We start from the raw sequence: 19,660 nt of genomic DNA on the forward strand, positions 1-19,660 counted from the left end.
CGCAAAACCCTTCTCAATTGAGAAGGGTTTCTTGTTTTAATTCAGGCCGTTTTTGCCTTGCCAAGGTTGCCAGTTCATCATCGCATGATCGGCCAATTTGAGCATCGGAATGTCTTCGTGGGTATCGCCGTAAGCATAAATTGTTTCGTATTGGTTCAAGTCGAAAGCACGTTGCACACGCTCGACCTTTCTTTCCAAACTGCAATCACCACTTTGGTAACGACCACTAATGTGTTCGCTTTCGCTGAGTAATTCACTACATAGTAATTGGTAGCCGTGTGTTTGGCTCCATGGTTTTAAGTAGGCGTTAAGTGATGCTGAGACCACAACAATGGTGTCGCCTCGCGCTTGGTGCCATTCCAGTTTCGCTTGCGCTTCTGGGCGAATGTGTTTCTCAATCACCTCTTTTGCAAATTGGGTTCCTAGCGCTTCAACTTCTTGCGTTCCCCTTCCTGCAAAGGCGATGAAACTGGCGATAGGGCGCATTCGCTTAGCAGGAAGGGCGCCTGCCTTGTAGAGCGCATAAAACGGCAGAATCACAACGTTTCCGACCCACTTGCGCAGGCCAAAAACAGAATAGTGGAGGAAGGCGCTAAACATATCCTCATTGGTGATGGTGCCATCAAAATCAAACAGTGCGAGAGAGGGCTTTTGGCTATCTGACAATCCGCTGCCTTATGGTTTAGTGTGCGTGTCCGTGAGAGAAGTTTATCACCATCACGCCCGCTGCGATAAGTGCCATGCCAACCCAAAGGCTAGTGTCCATATGCTGGCGGTAAACCAATTGCGAGATTAAAGTCACCGATACAATCGCCAAACCTGCCCAAAGGGCGTGAACTATGCCAACTGGCATGCCGCCTTTCATTGCCTGCGCCAAACAGACAAAGGCAGCTAAGTGGCCAACTAATACAAGGGTTGCAGGCAGCGGTTTGCTAAAGCCATCAGTGGCTTTAAGTGCAACGTGTGAAAGGGCTTCAGCGCCCACGCCTAAAAGTAAGAAAAACCAGCTCATTGTTATCGTTCGTCATCGGTTAATTTGGAATGGAGCTAGTATATTGATGTCGAATAAAATGATAATCCCATAAAAATTCAAATGACTTTTACTTGATTGTAATAATAAGCTCATCTTACATACGCTTACATCAACTCGTTGCCGCAATCGTTACACTGCCGCTGTCTTGGAAAAGGAGCGTGTACAGATGCATAAAGCAATAGCGAGTATTGCGGTGATGTTTGCACTGAGTGGCTGTGGTGGTGAAGGAATAACGACAGACTCTGTGCCTAAGTTTAAAGATCACAGAGCGAACTATGAGGTGGACGGTATCGATCTGCTGCATCGTTCGATTACCGACACCATCAGCGATGACTTACTGGGCTTTGAGGCCGAGAACTTATCTCGCAAAGTGACTTACACGCTCGATCGACTCTCATTAAACATTTTGCGTGACTTTAATGTGAGTACCCTCGCGGAGTTAGAAGCATTAGTCCCGAATGTTGGTGACAACAAAACCTCTCTGATTTTTGAGTTTCACTTGATGCGGTTAACACCTGAAATGGTGATGGTCAGCTCATCGAACGAGATTGAACACTTCTTTTATGAAGCGGACATCATCGAAACTCGTTTTGGTATCTCAACCTATAAATTCACCGAAGCACCAACGCGTGTTGACATGGTGGTGTATCCAGAAGGCATCGCGATTGAGGCATTCAACCAAGGTTATCAAGCTGAATATGATGCAAGCAAAGGCACGTACAAGGTGCGTTTGCAGTACGAAGATAATGGTGAAAAAAGCCAATATGATGAGCTGATAGTGGACTTGAGCAGTGATCAAGTTCGACTGGAGAAAGGCACAACAACGATGGAAGGATTGGAAGTCAAAGACAGCGTTGAGCAAAGCCATCGATTCGAATACAACCGCAAGCAAAACACACTCTCCATTCAATAATCATTTATTGAACATATTATCTTCTCGAATATTGAAGTGATGGTTAGGTTCATTTCTGAGTATCGGTTGGGAGACTGACTCGGAGTCATGGCTTCAATTTCTTTTGCGCTTCACCTAGACCCTTTATGCGCACATGGGGAAAGTTAGGGTTTCTTTCCCCGTTTTTCTTTAGCGAAAATAAGATGTTGCCAATTCTGAACACCATGTTACGAGCGCTTTTGTCGTGATTTGATGCTCCATTCCGATAGGGTGAAATAGGCTAAACGGCACCTTTATGTTATTCGCGAGAAGTGAAGTATTAATCTTTTTTAACTTTTTTTTGTGGGCATAGCGTTGACCAACGGACAGTGGAAGAAGAGTCCATCCACCATTTTCTAGTAATCTGACTAATAAAGCGTGGCTGCTTACGACTCGAGTATGTGTCGAGAAAGCTTGAATCATCCCCTCTCCGTTGACATGGTTATGCATAAGGTACTGCACCTCAAGCTGTGCATCTTCGAGGCCAAAATCAGTTTTGTATGCTAGGTCGCTATTTGGATTGACGAACAGACCATAGGCAACATAACCAAGATGTTTATAAGCGCATGGATACTCGGGTTCAATGCTTCCTTTTGCAGGAAGTATCGCGAAATCTAATTTATGCTCTGAAACCGCTTTTATTGCTTGTTCTCTATTTGTCTCTAGCCAATGTATACGCATTTGAGGGAATTGCTCTAGGCTTCGCCGTTCCAGCTCTGCGATAAGCTCAATTGGAAAGTCCATGTCGTACCCCAACTTCATTTCCATTTTCGGCTCATCAAACATGGCTTGACTAAATTCTTGCAGCTTTTGATTTTGACGAAGCACTAGACGGGTTTGTGGGTATAGGTGCTCAGCTCTTGGAGTCGCAAGGGCTTTACGCCCTTCAATAATGAATAACTCGAACCCTAAGTCATCTTCATAAGCTTTTACCAGTTCACGAACCGTCGTTCGGTCTTTTCCTAGGTGACGTCCAGCGGCGCTATATGAATGGTGTTCATAAACGGAGACAAAAGCGTAGAGTTGATCGAGAGAGTGCAAATGAATCTCCTTACATTATGAACGTAATATCCCCACATAAGTGGTTTTTAAGATAGTAATTATCCATCCATAATTGGTGCAAATTCTGTTATTAAATTTGCGAGAGAGATGTCCTTTAACTCCACATCTTACGCCAAAGTGCAGCCACCAATATTTAGCGCTGATCTATTCAAAGTTATTGTGACCGTAGCAATCCCAGTCACACTGCAAACCATTTTGTTCTCAAGCAAAGGGTTGATTGATCTCGTCATGATCGGGCAGCTTACTGAACAAAATATCGCAGCAATTGGTGTGGCGAGCCGCGCACTATTTGTGGCAACAATATTTTTAGCTGGTGTCACCGCGGGTGGAGCGATGCTGACCGCGCAATATTTTGGAGCCAAAGACCAGAAGGGAGTGACACGAAGTACTGCATTGACTTGGATAATGGCGACATTGGCGTCGTTCATCCCATTGTTTGCTTTTCACTTTTATGGTGATGACATCATAGGGCTGTCGACCAAATCGCCGGAAATCATCGCGTTGGGCCATCAGTACTTGCAGGTATCGAGTTGGAGCCTGCTCGCTGTCGCCTTTGTCGGTAGTGTTGCTGCTGGTTTACGAGCCATGCACCAAGCTGCGTTAAGTACCTGGTTTAGTGGCCTCGGCATTGCGTTAAATGTGTTGTTTAACTGGGTGCTGATTTTTGGTCACCTAGGGTTTCCTCAGCTTGGCTTAAAAGGTGCTGCGATAGCAACGGTCCTGAGCTCCATGCTGGAAGTGGCTGTGATTTATGTGTTCTTAAAGGTTAAGGCGCATCCTCTAAGATTTGGCACTCAAGCACTCAAAGATGCAGTTCAGTGGCGCTATGTTCGATCGTTTTTCGCTTTATCAACCCCGACAACACTTAATTTCTTAGCGTGGTCAGGTGGTTTGTTTGCTTATACCGCCATTATGGGGCAAACCGGAGAGGCAGGCTTGGTGGTGCTTTCTGTGATTACACCGATAGAGGCTTTTTCTCTCAGTTTTTTGACGGGTATTGCGAATGCTTCTGCCGTCATCGTTGGTAATCAACTTGGAGCGAATAAGCCTGAACTAGCCTATGCCCAAGCGAAAGGATTTACTGTTATTGCCATTGGTGTGACTCTGGTTGTGTCGATTTCTTTGTGGTTCCTGCAATCCTCGGTGTTAGACCTGTTTACGGCGTTATCTGCAGAAACAAGACGAATGGCAGAGCAGTTTTACATGATTTTGTGTGTCGGTATTTTGTTGCGTTCTTTGCCTACGCTAATGGTCGTTGGTGTATTGCGAGCTGGTGGGGATGTTAAATTTTGCCTTTACCAAGACTTATGCACTCAATGGTTGTTTGGTATTCCATTAGCGGCTCTTGGTGCTCTTGTGTTCAGCTTTTCTGCACCGGTCGTGTTCGCGATGTTCTTCTTAGAAACCTTATTTAAGTGGGTAGCGTGTTTGTACCGCTTTCGTAGTCGCAAGTGGATGAATTGTTTGGTTAAAGAAGGGTAATAGTAATGAACTTACTCAGTGTTTATGAAGCTTATGGTGTGACCATCGCCGTGCTTGTGTTCGTAATGATCTATTTATTTATTCACGTGAAATACATTCGCCACCATGCGATGCACAAGCGCTTTCTTGCGGCGCTTTGGGAGTTGATGAAGAACACCATTCACGGAGAGCACATCCGCACCATGGGTTACAAGCATGAAAAGGAAACAACAACGTCAAAAGAAAAAAATAGCTAGGAAGGCTCTTGTCGGGGCTGCTTTGATACAAGTCTAGAGCGATTCCACTTGTATCTTTTTGGGGAATGGTGAGCATACCTTCCCCTTTTTTATTTCTAAAATGATAGATGGTTATTGATAAAAAACTGCCAACCAAATTGTCTCTTGTTCTGGATCTGTCCAACTGACGCGATGCTTTGTATGCGCAGGAATGTTGATGTGGTCACCGGCTTCTAAACGTTTTACCGATCCATCTTCATAAGTCAGTTCGCCTGCGCCTTGCAGCACCAACACCCACTCATGTTCTTCTTGATCGTACCATTCGTCCTCTGGCGTGGTTTGCCCTTTTGAGACAATACGCTCGATGCGCAGTTGTTTATGTGTGAGTAAATCTTCGAACACTTCTTCACTCAGATCACTGGGTAGGTCTTTAAACAGATTCATAGTGCTTCCTAAATAACGATCAGTCCAAATGGTGCGAGCAGTTGTTCTTGCTGCCAGTCGCAGATCTTAACACCGTATAAAGAGACGCGGCGAATGTCCAAGCCTTCTAAGTCGACGTGGGTAAGATCGCTCTCTTCTATATTAAAGCTTCCCCATTGCTCTCGGCTGAATTCTCCTCTCGATAAGTCAGATCCTTTAAAGCTCGCGCCCATCAAATTGGCGCCGTTCCATCGGTTTTCAAACAGGTCGCATTTCTCTAGCAGTGCGCGCTCAAAATTGGTGTAAGCCAAGTTGCAGCCCGTGATATAGGCGATACAAAAGAAAACTGTATTGCTGACGCGATTAGCGAAGTTGGCACTTTGAAAGTTTGCGCCCTTCAAATCGCATTTGCGCAGTTCGATGCCGACGCAATCCGCGCCATTGAACTGAGACATGGTCAACATGCAGTTGCTAAAGCTGGCATCTTTCAGTTTGGCATAACGGAAACTGCAGCCTTCTATGTCGCTCGGCTGGATAAAACGGCAGTCAATAAACTTGGCATCACTCAGATCGGCGTGGTCGAAATTGCACTGATAAAAGCGGCAGTTTTCAAAGGTGGTGTTTTGCAAATCGTGATGAGAAAAGTCTTCCTGTTCGAAAGTGAGATCGGTCTTAATCATGGCTTTTTATCTTTTCTTTGTTCGGTTGGAAGCAGACTAACACCCTAAGTGACTGATTTTCCAGAAATATAACTTGTTGTATTTCAGTGGCTTACAAAGGCCGAAAATCGCCAATTTAAGCGGTCAAATTGGCGATTTGAAGTGGGTATTTTTTGAAAATAACCCGAGCATATCGAGAAAAAAGTTTTGTTGAGCACAGAGGCTCTCAGGGGAGACGGAATGAGAACTGCGACGCATGCTTCTCACACGCACAGTTTGCATTACAGGATTGTGTCCTATTTGCATAATTTGTTGATCAAATTGGCGTTTTTGTATACGTAAAAGCTATATTTTTCACAAATTGATTTCCATCAAAATAGTAGGGTTTCTATATGCTAGATTGCGCGCAGCTCAAGAAAATAGTGATACTCGCGTGCTTCAAGGTTTTGGATTCATTAAGGAACTGCCCGAAAGGGAAGAGTGCAGCTGAGTACAAAAAGAAACAAAGCCCTACAAAAGGAAATAACAATGAAAAAAACAATCTGCAGTTTAGCAGTGGTTGCTGCGTTAGTGTCTCCAAGTGTTTTCGCTCACAGTGAAGGTGACTTCATTCTACGTGTTGGTGCGGCATCGGTTGTACCCAATGATAGCAGCGACAAGATCTTGGGTTCTCAATATGAGTTAGAAGTTAATTCAGACACCCAGCTGGGTTTGACGTTTGGTTACATGTTTACCGACAACATCAGTCTAGAAGTACTGGCTGCGACACCATTTAGCCATGATATCTCTACTGATTTGGTTGGCAAAGATATCGGTAGCACCAAACACCTGCCACCAACGGTTATGGTTCAGTACTACTTTGGTGACTCACAAAGCAAATTCCGCCCATACGTGGGTGCGGGTCTAAACTACACCATCTTCTTTGATGAAGGCTTTAACGGTACGGGTAAAGGCGCTGGCCTTTCTGATCTGAAATTGGATGATTCATTCGGTCTAGCTGCAAACGTTGGTGTGGACTACATGATCAACGATAAATGGTTCCTAAACGCATCGGCGTGGTACGCAAACATTGAAACTGAAGCAACGTATAAATTTGGCGGCGCTAAGCAAAAAACAGACGTGAAGATTAACCCTTGGGTATTCATGATCAGCGGCGGTTACAAGTTCTAAGAAAAAGCAGTAGCAAAAGAACAACAATATTATTGGCATGACTTTTAGGGGCAGTTGCGGGGATTGCCCCTCTTTTTTTATTTCATTTTCTTCTTCTACTCATCTCTCCTCTCTCTTCCTATTTCTAGGATTTTTCTATTTGTAAACGCATCGATTAAAAAATGAATTTTCTGTTAATTCTCGATTGCTGAGAAAAGCGAAAAATTACTATAACTAGGTTTTGAAATTGTTCTGATAAATTCGATGACAAGCGTTCGGTTAATTATTAATCGAACGTCAAAATAAATATTACAAAATGAAGCTAAGGACTGGCTGACTAAGGAAAATTACTCGTAAAGCGTGGAAATTTTACGCGAGTATTTTTCAGTTTTGCTGTCGTTAGCTGAGAAAAATGTCTTTATTTTTCAATCGATAGACAGGAAGAACTTAAAATGAAAGGAACCACACTCATTGCAGTATTTGCTTCGGCAGTATCATTGTTCTCATACAGTGAGAAAATAAGTGCGGCAGAGAAATTTATTACTATCGGCACAGGTGGTCAAACGGGTGTTTATTATGTAGCAGGCCAATCGATTTGTCGTTTTGTAAACCGTGGTGCGGCAGACCACAGCATTAAATGTAATGCACCAGCCAGCGGTGGTGGCGTGGCAAACGTCAATGGTTTGCGCAGTGGCGAATACAATTTCGGCATCATGCAGTCAGATCACCAATACAAAGCCCTAGAAGGTGTGGCTCCTTTCCAAAATAACCAACCAATGACGGACATTCGTGCCGTTTTCTCACTACAAAGTGAAGTGTTCACCATTCTTGCGCGTAAAGACGCAGGCATCACCAATTTCGACGATTTGAAAGGCAAGCGCGTCAACATTGGTAACCCTGGTTCTGGTCAACGCGATACGTTTGAGCAAGTGATGCAAGCAAAAGGCTGGTCACAAGATGTGTTCAGCTTGGTATCGGATCTAAAACCAGCAGAACAAGCTTCTGCAATGAGTGACAACAACATCGATGCAATGAGCTACTTTGTTGGCCACCCAAATGGCGCGATTCAAGAAGCCTCAACCACAACGGATGCGGTGTTGGTGCCAGTGACTGGTCCTGAAATCGACAAGTTACTTGCTGAGCGTGCGTACTTCACCAAAGCAACCATTCCGGGTGGAATGTACCGTGGCAACCCGAACGATACGCAATCTATCGGCGGCAAAGCGGTGCTCTCTACCACAGCAGAGACGGATCCAGAGTTGGTGTACCAACTGACGAAATCTGTGTTCGACAACCTAGACCGCTTCAAGCGTCTGCATCCAGCATTTAAAGATCTGAAAGAATCAGAAATGATTGAAGTAGGTCTGTCTGCACCACTGCATGAAGGTGCGGTGCGCTACTACAAAGAGCGCGGCTGGTTGTAAGTAACTCTTAGAACCTTCGATTTTTAGCAAGCGCTGTGATGGATTCGCAGCGCTTGCTTCTCTGTTGTTTGTGAGAAAATTATGGATAAGACGATCTCCACGTCCCCTGCTGACACGCATCCGAGTGAGCTGTCGGCAGAAGAACTGATTGCCCAAGATGTGGGTGCTCGCCTGCCAACCGGAATCATGGAAAAGCTGATTGCGGGTTTGGCGTTACTTTGGTCTCTGTTTCAACTTTGGATAGCGTCTCCGCTGCCCTTTATTGTTGGCTTCGGTGTGATGAACGACACCGAAACGCGCGCCATTCACCTTGGCTTTGCCTTGTTGCTTGCCTTCTTTGTCTTCCCCGCTTTTAAGCGCTCCCCGCGCGATCGTGTTCCTGCCTTCGACATCATGTTGGGTTTGATTGCTTGTGCGTCTTCGCTGTACTTGTTTGTTATGTACGAAGCATTAGCACAACGTCCGGGCAGCTTAACTACTGAAGACTTTGTTACCGCGTTGATTGGTTTGCCCCTGCTTTTAGAAGCGGCGCGTCGAGTATTGGGCCCAGCATTGCCTGTGATTGCGTTGGTGTTTATCGGCTACAGCTTGGCAGGCCCATACATGCCGGGTTTGTTGTCCCACCGCGGCGTGCAGTTGGATGCGCTAGCTAACCACCAGTGGATTACTACAGAAGGTGTGTTTGGTATTGCACTTGGTGTATCGACCAGCTTTGTATTCTTGTTTGTCCTGTTTGGTGCGTTGTTGGAACGCGCTGGAGCAGGGCACTACTTCATTCAACTGGCATTTAGCATGTTGGGGCACTTGCGTGGTGGCCCTGCAAAAGCGGCCGTCGTTGCCTCTGGCTTAACGGGTTTGATTTCGGGCTCGTCCATCGCCAACGTAGTGACCACGGGTACGTTCACTATTCCTATGATGCGTAAAGTTGGTTTCTCTCCAGAGAAAGCCGGTGCAGTGGAAGTGGCGTCATCGGTGAATGGGCAAATTATGCCACCTGTTATGGGCGCTGCGGCGTTTTTGATGGTGGAATATGTCGGCATTCCTTACGTTGAAATCATTAAGCACGCCTTCTTACCTGCTGCTATTTCTTACATCGCACTGCTTTATATTGTTCATTTAGAAGCGCTCAAATTGGGCATGCAGCCAATTGATGCTGCACGTTCAAAACCTTGGCTAGCGAGACTCACGGGTTTTGCATTTGGTGCGGCGTTGATTTCTGGATTGTCGATGGCGGTCTACTACGGCTTAGGTTGGTTGAAGCCAGTATTGGGCGACTTTGTCCTACCGGGGATGGCGTTGATTCTCGCGGTGGTGTACTTGGCGCTGCTAAAAGTGGCGGCAAGCAATGAGCCGCTACCAGAAGAAGATCCAGATGCTCCGCTAGAACAGCTACCAAATACGCGCGCAGTCTTGTTGTCTGGCTTGCACTACCTGCTGCCTGTGGTGGTTTTGGTGTGGTGTTTGATGATTGAGCGTTTGTCTCCGGGGTTGTCTGCTTTTTGGGGCAGCGTGATTCTGGTGGTGATCGTTCTGACTCAACGTCCTCTGCTGACTTGGATGCGTAAAGACGGCAAACACGATTACGGTAACTTTAAAGACGGTTGTATTGATTTGCGTGAAGGCTTGATTGCTGGCGCGCGTAACATGATCGGCATTGGTATCGCGACCGCGACCGCAGGCGTAATTGTTGGTGCGGTATCGCAAACGGGTGTTGGCTTAGTATTGGCTGATTTGGTTGAGATGTTGTCGATGGGCAACTTGCTATTAATGCTGATGCTTACCGCCGTATTGAGCTTGATTCTAGGTATGGGCTTACCAACGACGGCGAACTACATCGTGGTATCGAGCTTGCTAGCACCTGTTATCGTCACGCTGGGTCAACAACACGGTTTGATTGTGCCGTTAATTGCGGTGCACTTGTTTGTGTTTTACTTCGGTATCATGGCGGATGTAACGCCGCCAGTGGGTCTGGCTTCGTTTGCGGCTGCGGCGGTGTCGAAAGGCGATCCAATCAAGACGGGCTTAACCGCGTTTTACTACAGTCTAAGAACCGCAGCTTTACCGTTCCTATTTATCTTCAATACGGATTTGTTGTTGATTGATGTCGATTGGGCGCACGGCATTGCCATCTTTGTTATCTCTACTATCGCGATGTTGATATTCGCAGCGGCGACGCAAGGTTGGTTCCTGACTCGTAACCGTTGGTACGAAGGCGTTTTGCTTTTGCTAGTGGCCTTTACTCTGTTCCGTCCAGGGTTCTGGATCGACATGGTGGTGGACCCGTACCAATCGAGCAATCCTGCCCAGTTGGCACAAACGCTTGAGCCGCTAGAAGAGGGCAGTGTGCTTAGAATGCGCATCAGCGGTGAAGATGCGGTCGGTAAGATGCGTGAATTCTCGGTGTTGTTGTCGGTTCCTGAAGGGGAAACCGGACAAGATAAGCTGGACGCATTGGGTATCGCTACTTATCAGCAAGGTGAACAAACCCTGATTGATATCGTCAGCTTTGCTAGCCCAGCAGAGGCAGCAGGGTTGCAGTTCGATCAACAAATTGTCGATGTGCGTGTGCCTGTTGAGCGTTATCGCAAAGAGTGGATGTGGATTCCGGCAATGTTGCTGTTTGGTGTTGTGATTTGGCTACAACGCCGAAGAGTAACTGCGCAGCTTGCTGCAGCACATTGATAATTAAAGATAAATAACCATAAAGCCCCGTTAGAGTTAAGATCAACGGGGCTTTTTTCTGTCTGGAATATTCGCCAATGTGATTGTCTAAGTCGCGGAATGATTAGCGTCTTCTATACTTTATGCACGATTAGAGTGTGAATATCTTTGCGCATCATTTGAACAAATTATCAACGCTCAAAATCGGATCTTAACCTTTCAGATCATCTTGTTGTTCGAAAGCGGAAAAATCCTACACTGATCACATAATTGAACACTTGGACAATATAAATGAGCGACGATATCGCGAAGAAATCCTCTTCGAAATCCAAACTGACCAAAATCCTTTTCCTTCTCGTTTGTGCTATCGGCTTCGGTGCGATGTACTGGTCTTGGCAATATTCTGATGGTCACCCAAGTACCGAAGATGCATACGTAAGAGCAAAAATCCTGTCTGTCGCTCCTCAGGTTCAAGGCCAAGTCATCTCAGTAGAAGCCAAAGACTTCCAAGTGGTGAACAAAGGCGATCTGCTATTAAAGATTGATTCTCGTCCTTATCTGCTCGCGGTCAAACAAGCGAAAGCGGCTTACCAATTGGCGGTTCAACAGCATGATGTGGCCGATAAACAGGTCACAGAAGCGGTCGCTGGTTTAGATGCAGCACGCTCGAACCTGACCGAAGCGCAGTTGGAGTACAAACGTACTAACTCGCTAGTGAAGCGCAAATTAGCGTCTGACCAAGATTTGGATACTGCGAAGAACAAACTCGCGAACGCTCAAGCAAGCTTAGAACAAGCACGTGCAACGGTTGAAAAAGCAATCGCAAACCGCGGTGAAGAAGGCGCAGAAGCTGCGGTTGTTCAACAAGCGGCAGCACAACTTGCACAGGCTGAGTTGAACCTTAGCTACACCGACATCACTTCTCCTGTCGATGGCATCGCGGGTGAAATCAACACACATACTGGTTCTGTTGTCGGTATTGGCCAAACTCTGTTCCCTGTGATTGTAAAAGACAGCTACTGGGTACGCGCAAACTTTAAAGAAACTGACCTAACGCACATCAAAGCAGGCATGCATGCTGAAGTCGTGATCGACATGTACCCAGATGTGGTTTGGGATGCGAAAGTGGAAGAGTTGTCGCCAGCAAGTGGTACCTCTTTCTCTTTGATGCCACCAGAAAACGCAACCGGTAACTGGGTGAAAATCAAACAACGTTTCCCTGTGCGTTTGACGCTTGAAGTACCTGAAGGTGCGCCACAATTACGTGTGGGTGCAAGTTCTGAAGTGACTGTTGATCTGAAAAGTAACGCACAATGAGTAACGAGATTACGGCCGACAAACGGGGAATAGCCACCGTCGCCGTGATGCTTTCGGCCATCATGGTGCTGATAGATATGACCGTTGCTAACGTGTCGCTTTCACACATGATGGGCGCGTTGGGCGCAACGGCAGACCAAATCACTTGGGTGCTAACTGGCTACAGCATGGCTGAGGCGATCTTTATTCCGATGACCAGTTTCTGGGTGTCGCGATTTGGTGAGCGCAAAGTCATGCTGGTGGCGGTCATCGGCTTTGTGATTGCCAGTGCTTTCTGTGGGCAAGCGGGTTCACTCGAAGAGATGGTGGTGTTCCGTATTATTCAAGGTGCGTTTGGTGCTTCGGTTATTCCACTGGCGCAATCGACATTGGTTCAGATTTACCCTTCCGAGCAAAAAGGCAAGGCGATGGCGATCTTCTCCATCGGTATCTTGCTTGGTCCGATTTTAGGCCCAGTAGTGGGCGGTGTGATTACTGACAACATCAACTGGCGTTGGATCTTCTACGTCAACTTGCCATTTGGCTTGGTGTGTACTGCGCTGATTTATCGCTACATCCACATCAGCAACAAATCCAAACCGAACTTCGACTGGTGGATCATTGGTTATATGGCGCTCGGGGTCGGTGCGTTGCAGTTCGTGCTCGACAAAGGTAACGACGAAGACTGGTTCAACTCTCGCATGATCCAAACCGCAGTGCTGCTGGCGATCATGGGTTTGATCATGTGGATCTACCGCAGTTGGAAGACCAAGAGCCCCATCGCGCCTCTGTGGCTCCTCAAGGACAAAAACCTCATGGTCTCGTCCTTAATGATGGCGGTGGTGTCGATGGCCATGTTCGGCCTGACCACTCAACAACCGATGCTGCTCGAAAGCTTATTGAACTACCCAGTGTCCACCACAGGCATGTTAATGGCCCCACGGGGTTTGGCATCTGCCTGTATGCTGATATTGGTGATTGTGATTAACCCGCAATTCGACCCAAGGTTGAAGATTGTCTTTGGCCTAACCTGTATCGGTATTGGTAGTTACCTCATGACCTTGTACTCCATGGAAATCGATACTTTCTGGATCGTGATGCCAAGTATGATTCAAGGTATGGGCTTAGGTTTGACCTTCTCGACCTTATCGACACTGGCGTACATGACATTGCCAAAAGAGCAGTCGGTGGCAGGGGCGAGTATTTTTAACCTGTTCCGCACCATTGGTAGTTCGTTTGGTATCTCGATTGCGACTACATACCAATACCGCGACAGCCAACAGCAATGGTACGCTTTGGGAGAAGGCTTTAACCCTTATAACCCAGTGCTGCATGACTGGGCTGCGAAGCAGGGATTATCGATTACTGATCCTGCGGCACTGGAGCAATATCAGAACATGCTCCATCAGCAATCGCAAATGGTGGCCTTTGTGCACACCTTCCAATTGGTCGGGGTGATGTTCGTTATCATGATGCCGATGCTGATATTTATCCGCTCAAGGTAAACCTCTAAAGCCAAACAAAAGCGCCCTTAACTCAGCCAGTTAAGGGCGCTTTTTTATGTCTGACTTTTCTATCGGTTTTCGAGCAATTAACCGAAGGTCACTTCACTGAAATGCGGATTGTCTTTGAGTGCTCTCATCGCAATCAATTGTTCGGTTGGGAACGAAATGTGCTCACCATCGATATCCAAAAATAAGCACTCTTGTCGTTCAATATCGTAGCCTGTATCAAATGCGCTGCCTTGATGTTTCTCACCGTTTTTGAGGGTGATTTCCACGGTCAGATTAAACATACAGGCGATTTCAATAAAATCGTATTGGCTGCAGGTCACCATAACTTTTTCTCCTTCTCTCTTCCTTATCAAGACCGATAAAGGACAGAAATACTTCTCTGAAACCTAATCTTCATCTTACGCCCTATTTTGGTCATGAAAAAGACATACAAGCAGGCTTAACTAAAACCATAGTTTAGTGAACAAGACGTAGATAGGACATGTCTGAAACGACACTTAAAAACACGTACTTGGCTCGTGAGCGCGCAACGCAATCACTGATTACTCCTCACACTTACTGCGCGCAGTTGGCGCATCGCATTAACCACTCACCTCAATTTGAACATGGACGCGTCAAAGACAAGATGCCAAATGTGCCAAGCCCTCAGTCTTTTTGGCAAGTGTGTTGGGCCTACATGGGCGGACGTTCGCCGCTCAGTCCCGATAATCAGTTGCCTTATGCATCGATAGAGCCGACGCGGTTTAAACAGCGACAACAAGCGATGCGAGTCACTTGGCTCGGGCATTCCACTCTGATGATTGAGACAGATGGCGTGCGCATTCTGACTGACCCTGTATTCGACTATGCGTCGCCGTTGATTGCTAAGGCATGGTTTGAGCGCAATATCCCCAATACAGCCGTACGTGATAACTTGCCGATTCCGGATGTCATCGTGATCTCTCATGATCATTACGATCACCTCGAAGCCTCGACCATACGTTACTATTCTGATAAATCCGTAACATTTTACGTGCCACTCGGTGTCGGTAAGATATGATTCGTTGGGGCGTTAGACCTGATAACGTGGTGGAATTTGATTGGTGGGAGAGCGTTCATTACGCCAACGTCGAGCTGATTTGCACGCCAGCCAATCACAACTCAGGGCGTACTTATCTGGATAAGAATTCGACCTTATGGGCTTCTTGGGTAGTAAAAGGTCAGCAAGAGACCCTCTATTTCAGCGGCGACAGTGCGTACGATAGTCACTTTGCACAAATCGCCCAGCGTTGCGGTCCGATTGATATCGCCTGTTTGGAAGTCGCGGCAGATGTGAAAGGCAACCAAGGTTATCCGGTTGAGAACTGGGGACACATGCAAGCGCATCACACCGTACGCGCATTCAAAGATCTGCAAGCGAAGAAGTTGCTACCTGTACACTGGGCAACGTATGAGTTGTTTACGCACAAATGGGATGAACCCATTGAGGACTTGGTTGAACATTGTCAAGCCGATCACATTGAACTTATTACTCCGATGGCGGGAGAGAGTATTTACGTGGCAAAAGAATATAAAAATAAATGTTGGTGGCAGGCCAATAAATTATGTGAGCAAGCTAGAAAAATACGGGTATAATATGACGGCGCTTCAATAATACCTCGGTTAATTTAACTAACTTTCTTGCTCCTTATAACAAGCTTTTTACTGGTCACTAACTCGATGAAATACCAGCCACTCGCGAATATTCTGTGATCTCAAGCGAGACTAAATTTTTAAGTACAGTTTTTTGATACTTCCCACCTAAGAAATTAATCTCTCGATAGAAAACTTTTACTAAAAATCTAAGTGAACTTAATTTTACGCATCAAAACAATTATACTCGTCGCCATACTGATAAGGCTTAAAATAACTGGTCAAAGTGTGAACGTAATGAGTAAAACTTGATCAGTTAACAACAAGTAAAAGTCTCATCATTGAAATCGATTTAATTGATAAAGAGTGCTGGGAATAATTGGAACCAGCATCACAAGAGTAGGATTCTCTTGAATATATCATCAGGGATGCTGAAGAAATTAAAACAGGCATTGTTAGATGAATAATTCTGCAACGTATTTACTTGCTGCTTTACGAGAAAAAATTAAAGAGAAAGGGATTTGTTATTCCGATCTCTCTGCTGGAATGGGGATTCCTCTATCAACCATTAAGAGACAGTTACACAATACGTCTTTAGGGTTGGACAAAATACTCTCGTATGCCACTCATTTAGATACTGACTTAGTCGAATTGTCCATGCGTGGTAAACAGCTGCAACAAGAAAACGAGCAATTTATCACCGACATTAACAGTGAAATATTTCACCAGTATCCGTATCTGTTTGATTTCTTGTATTTATTACGTCGGAAGGAATGGTCTCCACAAGATATTGCGAGCAAATACCAATTGACCCATACCTCGATCACCCTTTATTTCCGGGCATTGGAAATGATGGATTACATCGAGCTAAAAGGTGATGACCAATACCGCTTTAAAGACCAAGGTCGCTTTATTTTCGAAGAAGGTTCTAAGCTCGATACTTTGTTTGCCAAGCGCTTTCGAGATGAAGTGTTTAGCCATGATGTGCGACCACCGATTTGCATGGGACGCATTGCTATCACTGAAGAGCAGGAAGAGAAACTGGCGAATGAGGTGTACAACAAACTGATAGAGTTTGATGTGCAAAACAAGAGCGGAGAAGGCAGTAAGCGACTGAGAAACGTCTTGATGACTTACACACCGGGCAATCAGATATTTCTTTCGGATACGATTCCGAATATTGACGGTGAATTATTAAAAGCCATCTCGATGGCGAATGAAAAATAGTGACTATTTAATCAAAAAATAAAGAATTTATATTAAGTGGGTGTGTTTGATAATGAATACATCAAAGACCCACTATTATCCAAAATTAATGACCTGTTATTTAAATAGGTCAAACGAAGAAGAGACAAATTAACCGATCTCTTCTCACATCCAAAAGTGAAATAAATAAGGCTGAGTCTTCATCATCGAAAATCGGCAGGGCACGTCTCGACCTTTTTTCTCCTGATCAGGACCAAAAGCCAATAAATGAGGGATATAACATGCACTTTAAGACTTCTTTATGTGCTATTGCTGTCGGGGTTGCTCTAACACTTAGTGGATGCAACAGTAGTGATAATGACTCGAATGTGGATGCGCCACTGAAAGCGGCTGAATTCCATAACACCATCGATCGTGCGGGTGTGCCAGTGGCACTGCGTGATCTTCATGGTGGTCACCTTCGCTACATTCCTATGTTCGATAACGGCTCGTGGCATGGTCACACACTAGACACTAAAGGTGGTGAAATCACCTTAGGTGGTACAGCGTTACTAACAGAAGAATACGTGTCATTCATGGCTGCACGTTTTGACCGTTTGGCACTAACGGTTGATGGTCAACCTATGCCACTCAAATTGACAGAAGCTTACTCACAACCTGGCGCATTGATTCAAAAATACACGGGCGATAACGGCATCGAAGCGGAGCTCGAAATGCGCTTTGTGACAGACCGTACTTCTCTTGTTAAAACCACCATCAAGAACCCGAACAAGCTGGCTATTCAAGGCGAATGGGACGGCGAGTTGATGCAAGATTACCGCGCTGACGATGGTGAACTATACAAAAACAGCGACAGCACAGTGCGCAGTGTTGAAGATGCATACCCTACTTACTCACGTGAAATCGCCGCGACAGAAAACGGCGTAGAAGTGTCTTTTGGTGCGGTTCGTGACTCTTGGTCGTTATTAACTTCGGGCGATTCTAAGTTTGAAGTGACGCGTTCTATCAAACCAGAAACGTCTACCATCGATGATGACAAGAAAGGCTTCGTCCAAACGGCAGAGCTAGGTGATGGCGAAGAAATCACGCTCTACACGGCGTACACGCACGTTCAAAACACTGAAGAACAAACGTCTGAATTTGCAAAATTGGATGACGTGATGGCCGATCCGAAAGGTTATATGCACGATTCAGCAATGCGTTGGGAAGAGTATCTAGCAAACGGCCTTACGAACGATGCTGCTTCAAAAGAGCATGAATTCATTGCAGTAAAAGCGATGGAAACACTAAACGCAAACTGGCGTGGTGCAGCGGGTGCGATTGATCATGATACTGTTACGCCTTCGGTTACGGCGCCTTACTTCTCGGGCAACATGACATGGCCGTGGGATACGTGGAAACAAGCTTATGCGATGTCTCACTTCAACCCAGATGTGGCGATGGAAAACATTCGTACTGTATTCCAATACCAAGTGCAGTCTGACGATCCTGTTCGCCCTTGGGACGAAGGTTACTTGCTTGATGTAGTTACCTACAACTTGCCGGCAGAACGTTGGGAAGGCATGTCTGCGGAATACAAAAAAGAGTTCCCTCAAGCGACGGATGGTCTGAACTGGAATGAGCGTAATACCAAGCCATCACTTGCTGCTTGGGCGGTATGGGAAGTGTATACCGCACTGAAAGATGAGCATAACCGTCCAGAAGAAGCGCAAAAATGGTTAGAAGAAATGTATCCGAAGCTGGTTGCGTTCCACGACTGGTGGTTACGTGCTCGTGATACAAATAAGAACGGTATCCCAGAATACGGTGCAGCGAAAGATCCAATCCACACGGTTTTCGAAGGTGACGTGAATGACGGTTCTTGGGGACCAGATGCGTCTGTCGATGACATGAAGTTCCAATACAAAGACGAAGCGAATGGCGACAAGTGGATCAAAGAAACGGGCATCGAGAAATACAACCAGTTGCTAACGTCCGGTGATTACACTGCGATGAGCATCCCTGCAAAAGTAGCAGCGGGTTGGGAATCTGGTCGTGATAACGCGGGTGTATTTGGCTTTATCGACACCATCGACAACCTACAAGGTATGTCTGAACTGCCGACACAAGATGAAGCTAAAGTGATTGACCAAATGGGGCGATACGCTCATAACACCAACGGCTTCGACAACACCTACGATATGATGATGAGTGAAGACGGTTCTGTCGTGACTTACCGTAATGATTCGGTTGAGAACATGGACAAGCTGGCTCAAGCGAAGAAAGACTGGGAAGTGAAGTTCAACGAGAACACCGACGACTCAAACAACCTGTCTGGTTACTCACTCATGCAAGAGTCGGTAGACCAAGCGTCGTACTGGTATTCAGACAACCTGTACCTATCGCAAATTGCCGATGTATTGGGTAAAGCTGACAAAGCGGCAGAGTTCGCAGCGAAAGCCGCTGATACCAAAGAGTACATCAACCGTTGTATGTACGACGACACAACTGGCTTCTATTACGATATTGAAGTGGTACCAAATGGCCTTAGCAATCAGTGTGCAGGTCCAATGTTGGTGAAGCGCGGTATGGGTCCGGAAGGTTGGTCTCCACTATTTAACAACGCAGCAACGCAAGAACACGCAGATAAAGTGGTGAAAAACATGCTTGATACCAGCAAGTTTAACTCACCGAAGATCCCACTTGGCACGGCGTCGATGGACAACCCTGCTTACGGACCAGACATTTACTGGCGTGGCCGTGTATGGCTGGATCAGTTCTACTTCGGCGTTCGTGGCATGGACAACTACGGTTACGGTGTAGAAGCGCGTCAAATGGTTGATAAGCTGTTCCAAAATGCACAAGGTCTAACGGAAACAACGCCAATTCAGGAAAACTACAACCCTGAAACTGGGGCGGTACAGGGCGCAAACAACTTCTCTTGGAGTGCTGCGCACCTATACATGCTGTACAACGGCTTTGTGGGCAAGTAACACCTGTTGGTGAGTCACTAAC

16 protein-coding genes and 1 pseudogene are annotated in these 19,660 nt (G+C 46.1%); 11 read left to right on the top strand and 6 right to left on the bottom strand.

Annotated elements, in window-relative coordinates:
• Positions 1-36 precede the first annotated feature (36 nt).
• Together BCT11_RS19485 and BCT11_RS19490 are read right to left on the bottom strand one after the other, a co-directional pair.
• Positions 37-666, bottom strand: a complete 630-nt coding sequence (locus tag BCT11_RS19485) for an HAD family hydrolase (RefSeq protein WP_095760299.1) — start codon at positions 664-666, stop codon at positions 37-39.
• 16 nt (positions 667-682) lie between these two features.
• Positions 683-1,012, bottom strand: coding sequence for a multidrug efflux SMR transporter (locus BCT11_RS19490; protein WP_102389035.1), 330 nt, complete (start codon positions 1,010-1,012; stop codon positions 683-685).
• Positions 1,013-1,199: 187 nt separating this feature from the next.
• On the opposite strand from BCT11_RS19490, the gene BCT11_RS19495 reads away from it, so the two are divergent.
• Complete coding sequence (locus BCT11_RS19495) at positions 1,200-1,946, top strand: hypothetical protein (RefSeq protein WP_102389036.1); 747 nt, start codon at positions 1,200-1,202, stop codon at positions 1,944-1,946.
• Between the two features lie 168 nt (positions 1,947-2,114).
• Here BCT11_RS19495 and BCT11_RS19500 read toward each other — a convergent pair whose 3' ends face one another.
• Positions 2,115-3,005: a LysR family transcriptional regulator gene (locus BCT11_RS19500; RefSeq protein ID WP_038869717.1), complete on the bottom strand. Its 891-nt coding sequence runs from the start codon at positions 3,003-3,005 to the stop codon at positions 2,115-2,117.
• Between the two features lie 108 nt (positions 3,006-3,113).
• Between BCT11_RS19500 and BCT11_RS19505 the strand changes: the two genes are divergently transcribed.
• Both BCT11_RS19505 and BCT11_RS19510 read left to right on the top strand, forming a co-directional pair.
• A complete protein-coding gene (locus BCT11_RS19505) occupies positions 3,114-4,508 on the top strand; it encodes an MATE family efflux transporter (RefSeq protein ID WP_198593972.1) in 1,395 nt (464 codons plus the stop codon).
• Between the two features lie 5 nt (positions 4,509-4,513).
• Positions 4,514-4,744 (top strand): hypothetical protein, encoded by a 231-nt coding sequence (locus BCT11_RS19510; RefSeq protein WP_038869716.1) that lies wholly within the window; start codon positions 4,514-4,516, stop codon positions 4,742-4,744.
• A gap of 111 nt (positions 4,745-4,855) precedes the next feature.
• Here BCT11_RS19510 and BCT11_RS19515 read toward each other — a convergent pair whose 3' ends face one another.
• The gene (locus BCT11_RS19515; RefSeq protein WP_102389038.1) at positions 4,856-5,167 is read right to left on the bottom strand and encodes a cupin domain-containing protein; all 312 of its coding nucleotides are present in this window, start codon (positions 5,165-5,167) and stop codon (positions 4,856-4,858) included.
• 8 nt (positions 5,168-5,175) lie between these two features.
• Positions 5,176-5,826: a Qnr family pentapeptide repeat protein gene (locus BCT11_RS19520; RefSeq protein WP_102389039.1), complete on the bottom strand. Its 651-nt coding sequence runs from the start codon at positions 5,824-5,826 to the stop codon at positions 5,176-5,178.
• 507 nt (positions 5,827-6,333) lie between these two features.
• Between BCT11_RS19520 and ompW the strand changes: the two genes are divergently transcribed.
• The 5 genes from ompW to BCT11_RS19545 all read left to right on the top strand — a co-directional run bounded on the left by ompW (position 6,334) and on the right by BCT11_RS19545 (position 13,840).
• Complete coding sequence (gene ompW, locus BCT11_RS19525; protein WP_102389040.1) at positions 6,334-6,975, top strand: outer membrane protein OmpW; 642 nt, start codon at positions 6,334-6,336, stop codon at positions 6,973-6,975.
• 431 nt (positions 6,976-7,406) lie between these two features.
• Complete coding sequence (locus BCT11_RS19530) at positions 7,407-8,378, top strand: TAXI family TRAP transporter solute-binding subunit (RefSeq protein ID WP_020195112.1); 972 nt, start codon at positions 7,407-7,409, stop codon at positions 8,376-8,378.
• Between the two features lie 81 nt (positions 8,379-8,459).
• Positions 8,460-11,060 carry a TRAP transporter permease gene (locus BCT11_RS19535; RefSeq protein WP_102389041.1) on the top strand — a complete coding sequence of 867 codons (2,601 nt, stop codon included), beginning with the start codon at positions 8,460-8,462 and terminating at the stop codon, positions 11,058-11,060.
• Positions 11,061-11,330: 270 nt separating this feature from the next.
• Positions 11,331-12,356, top strand: coding sequence for an HlyD family secretion protein (locus BCT11_RS19540; protein ID WP_038869708.1), 1,026 nt, complete (start codon positions 11,331-11,333; stop codon positions 12,354-12,356).
• Positions 12,353-13,840, top strand: a complete 1,488-nt coding sequence (locus BCT11_RS19545; RefSeq protein WP_102389042.1) for an MDR family MFS transporter — start codon at positions 12,353-12,355, stop codon at positions 13,838-13,840. Before BCT11_RS19540 ends, BCT11_RS19545 begins: the two co-directional genes overlap by 4 nt.
• Positions 13,841-13,926: 86 nt before the next feature.
• Here the strand turns inward: BCT11_RS19545 and BCT11_RS19550 are convergent, their stop codons facing one another.
• Positions 13,927-14,172 carry a Rho-binding antiterminator gene (locus tag BCT11_RS19550; RefSeq protein WP_038880258.1) on the bottom strand — a complete coding sequence of 82 codons (246 nt, stop codon included), beginning with the start codon at positions 14,170-14,172 and terminating at the stop codon, positions 13,927-13,929.
• A gap of 158 nt (positions 14,173-14,330) precedes the next feature.
• Between BCT11_RS19550 and BCT11_RS28595 the strand changes: the two are divergent.
• From BCT11_RS28595 to ygjK, 3 genes and pseudogenes are all read left to right on the top strand, one after another.
• Positions 14,331-15,463 (top strand): annotated as a pseudogene (locus tag BCT11_RS28595) (MBL fold metallo-hydrolase).
• Positions 15,464-15,919: 456 nt separating this feature from the next.
• Positions 15,920-16,687, top strand: coding sequence for a transcriptional regulator (locus BCT11_RS19560; RefSeq protein WP_032802841.1), 768 nt, complete (start codon positions 15,920-15,922; stop codon positions 16,685-16,687).
• Between the two features lie 260 nt (positions 16,688-16,947).
• On the top strand, positions 16,948-19,638 hold the full coding sequence (gene ygjK, locus BCT11_RS19565; protein WP_102389043.1) for an alpha-glucosidase: 2,691 nt from the start codon (positions 16,948-16,950) through the stop codon (positions 19,636-19,638).
• Positions 19,639-19,660 lie beyond the last annotated feature (22 nt).

Origin of the sequence: Vibrio sp. 10N.222.52.B12 (assembly GCF_002875385.1) — a bacterium.
Taxonomy (GTDB): domain Bacteria; phylum Pseudomonadota; class Gammaproteobacteria; order Enterobacterales; family Vibrionaceae; genus Vibrio; species Vibrio jasicida.